General features: G+C 68.0%; 1 protein-coding gene. It reads left to right on the forward strand.

All coding sequences use genetic code 11. The features are described from left to right. On the forward strand, positions 1–3,305 hold a 3,305-nt coding region (locus tag ACFWPJ_RS28560; protein WP_378855959.1), incomplete at both ends, for an SDR family NAD(P)-dependent oxidoreductase.

Here is a 3,305-nt window from a genome sequence, read left to right on the forward strand (position 1 = left end):
GCCCCGGCCGGTGGCGTGCTGCCGTGGGTGGTTTCGGCGCGCAACGGTGCGGCTCTCGGCGGTCAGGCTGTCCGGCTGGCATCGCAGGTGGCCGATCACGACCTGGATCCGGTGGATGTCGGTTTCTCGCTGGCGTCCACGCGTGCTGTGTTCGAGCATCGCTCGGTTGTCGTCGCCGATAACCGGGATGGTCTGCTCGCGGGTGTGCGGGCGCTGGCCGAGGGTGTGCAGGCGCCGGGTGTGGTGACCGGTCGCGTGGTGCCGGGCTCGACCGGTCTGGTGTTCTCCGGTCAGGGTGCGCAGTGGGCGGGGATGGCCGCCGAGCTACGCGGAGCCTATCCGGTGTTCGCCGAACATTTCGACGCGATCGTGGGTCGAATGGATCCGCTTCTGGAGCAAGCTGTTTCGTTGAGTGAGGCTTTGGCCGACGATGCTCTGGTCGATCGGACGGTGTTCGCGCAGGCGGGTTTGTTCGCGTTCGAGGTGGCGTTGTTCCGCGTGCTGGAGTCGTGGGGTGTGCGCGCGGATGTGGTGGCGGGGCATTCGATCGGTGAGGTCGCTGCCGCGCATGTCGCGGGTGTGATGTCGCTGGCGGATGCGTGTGTGTTGGTCGCCGCGCGCGGCCGTTTGATGCAGGCGCTGCCGACGGGTGGGGCGATGGTCGCGGTTGGTGCGTCGGAGACCGAGGTGCGGACGCTGCTGTCCGGCGAGGTGTCGATCGCGGCGGTCAATGGTCCGGCTTCGGTGGTGCTCTCGGGTGTCGAGGACGCGGTCGCCGCTGTCGTCGAGGTGTGCGTCGCGCGTGGTTGGCGGACGCATCGGTTGCGTGTTTCACATGGTTTCCATTCGGTGTTGATGGAGCCGATGCTGGCCGAATTTGCCACGGTGATAGAGGGTTTGGCGTTCGGCAGCCCCAGTATTCCGTTGGTGTCCACGGTGACCGGCGCCCTGGTCGCCGACGAGATGTCGGATCCGGCGTATTGGGTGGGTCAGGTCCGTGACACGGTGCGGTTCGCCGATGCGGTCGCCACGATGGCGGGTATGGGTGTGACCCGGTTCGCCGAGGTCGGCCCCGATGCCGTGCTGAACCCGATGGTCGCGCAGATCGTGGACGGCGCTGGTGCGGTGGTGGCGTTGGCGCGTCGAGACCATGCCGATCCGTCCACGGTGGTGGCCGGGGTGGCGGGGTTGTTCGTGTCCGGCACCGACGTGGACTGGGCAGGCCTGTATACCGGTACCGGAGCTCGGCGCATCGACGTGCCCACCTATGCCTTCCAGCACGAGCGGTTCTGGCTCGATGCCAAGCAGGTGCTGGCCCAGTCGTGGCTCGGTGCCGAACTCGGCGGAGTCACCGCCGTCGGGCTCGATACGGTGGACCATCCCTTGCTCGGTGCCGTTGTGCCGCACCCGGAGTCGGGTGCTGTGAGCTTCACCGGCCGCTGGTCGGTGGACTCCGTCGAATGGCTGGCCGACCACAGTGTGCACGGAGTCGTGTTGCTGCCGGGCACCGGATTCGTCGAGCTGGCCGGCTATGTCGGCGGTCTGTTGGGCTGCGCGGTGGTGGACGAGCTTGTTCTGCACACCCCGTTGACGTTGCCCGCCGAAGGCAGTGTCGCGGTACAGGTCGTGGTGGCCGCTGCCGACGAGGACGGTCGCCGGCGACTGACCGTCCATTCTCGACAGGCCGCAGCGGGTCCGTGGTCGCTCCACGCCGAGGGCGTGCTCGCCCCGGGTGACGTCGTGGCTGATTTCGATCTGACTTCGTGGCCTCCGGCGGGCGCGCAGCCGTTGGACATCGGCGGTGCCTATGACCAGCTGCTCGAACTCGGGTACGGGTATGGCCCGTTCTTCCAGGGTTTGCGGGCGGCATGGCGGCGCGGCGATGAATTGTTCGCCGAGGTCGCGCTGCCGGATCCGGAGGACGCCAAGGGTTTCGGAATCCATCCCGCATTGTTCGACTCGGCGTTGCATGCCGGGATCATTCATGGCCGTCGCGGCGGAAATGGTTCCGCTGTGCTGCCTTTCGCCTGGAACCGGGTGGTCATGCACTCGGCCGGTGCCGCCGCCGTGCGGGTACGCAGCGTCCCCGAAGGCGACAGCTTCGCCGTCCAGATCGCCGATGACCAGGGTCGGCCGGTGGTGTCGGTGGGCGCTCTGGTGGCTCGGCCCGTCTCGGCCGAGCGACTTGGCGCGGACCGGTTGTCCGATGCCCTCTTCGGCGTGGAATGGGGCACCGCTGCGCCGTCGTCGGCGGTGCGTGTCGAGCCGGGCCGCGTGGCGGTACTCGGTTCCGGCCGAAACCACGGTGGCCAGAGTGCCGGTGCGGTGCGGCACTATCGTGATCTCGCGGCGTTGATCACCGAGCTGGATGCGGCCGAGGACCCGGTTGTTCCTGACCTCGTGCTGCTCGAGTGCCCGCACCACGACGGTCCCCCGACAGCGGCGGCACGGCAGGTCGTGACCGGTGTTCTCGACACGGTCCAGCGCTGGCTGGCCGAAACTCGTTTCGCTGCTTCCCATTTGGTTGTGCTGACCAGACAGGCCGTGGCGACCGCGGATGCCGAGCGGGTGGATCTGGGGCAGGCGCCGGTGTGGGGGCTGTTGCGTGCCGCGCAGGCTGAGCACCCGGGTCGGTTCCAGTTGCTGGATCTGGATCGCGACGGTGACCCGGTTTCTGTCGTGGCCGCGGTAGCGGCTGGGGAACCGGAGGCCGCGCTGCGTGGGGCGTCTGTGTTGGTGCCGCGTTTGACCCGCCATGCACCGGGCACGGTTGTGCGGCTGTCTGAGCCGGGCACTGTGCTGGTCACTGGTGGTACGGGTGGTTTGGGTGCGGTGATCGCCCGGCATCTTGTGACCGAACATGGTGTGGGACATCTGCTTTTGACGTCTCGGCGTGGCCTGGATGCTCCCGGTGCGGCTGAGTTGCGTGCTGAGTTGGTCGAGCTCGGTGCCGAGGTCACCATTGCGGCGTGTGATGTGTCGGATCGGGTGGCGCTGGCCGCGCTGCTGGACGGCATCTCCGACGAGCATCCGCTGGTGGGTGTGGTTCATGCGGCGGGAATTGCCGACAACGGTGTGATCGAGTCGATGACGGCGGACCGGATCGAGTATGTGTTCCGGCCGAAGGTCGATGCCGCGTGGCATCTGCACGAGCTCACGCGTGATCGGTCGTTGTCGCTGTTGGTGGGGGTTTCCACGGCGGGGGGGGGTGTTCTGGCCGCCCGTCAATCCCACAACCCGGCGGCGAAATTGTTCCGGGATGCCCGCGCGGCGCACCCGCGCCGCGGGGGGTTTGCGGCGCCATA

Origin of the sequence: Nocardia sp. NPDC058497 (assembly GCF_042720195.1) — a bacterium.
Taxonomy (GTDB): Bacteria; Actinomycetota; Actinomycetes; order Mycobacteriales; family Mycobacteriaceae; genus Nocardia.